At 40.9% G+C, this 550-nt stretch carries 1 protein-coding gene; it reads left to right on the top strand.

The window, feature by feature from the left end:
• The coding region (locus AC1DRF_RS31850) for a glycoside hydrolase family 32 protein (RefSeq protein WP_477742806.1) at positions 1-550 on the top strand (550 nt) is incomplete at both ends.

The raw sequence follows: 550 nt of genomic DNA, 5'->3' as shown, positions 1-550 counted from the left end.
ACCCGAAGGTAATTTAGCTGACCCAAATGGTTTAATTTTTTATAAAGGAGAATATCATTTGTTCCATCAACAGAGTGGAACTTGGGCTCACGCAATTAGTAAAGATCTTACTCATTGGAAACATATGCCTGTTGCCTTCGGACATGATAAATTGGGCCAGGCTATTTCGGGGAGTGCTGTAGTGGATTGGAATGACACAAGTGGCTTCTTTGATGGCAAATCTGGTCTTGTTGCGATTTTTACTAACACATTGGATGGCTTAGAACAGCAAAGTCTCGCTTACAGTAAAGATAATGGTAGAACTTGGACTAAATATAAAGGTAATCCAGTTCTTCCGAACAATGAAGGGAAGGATTTCCGGGATCCAAAAGTTTTCTGGCATGAAGAAACAAAACAATGGGTAATGGTTGTATCCACCAATCAAAGTGTTACCTTTTACGGGTCGAAAAACCTGAAAAAGTGGACAAGAATGAGCCGATTTGGTGACCAGGAAGGCTCACATGTAGCAGTCTGGGAATGTCCAGATTTGTTCCAGCTACCTGTTGATGAT

It is taken from the genome of Priestia sp. P5_B4, assembly GCF_056400385.1.
The sequence above is the reverse complement of the archived record's forward strand: the minus strand, read 5'-3'. Positions and strand labels throughout refer to the sequence as shown.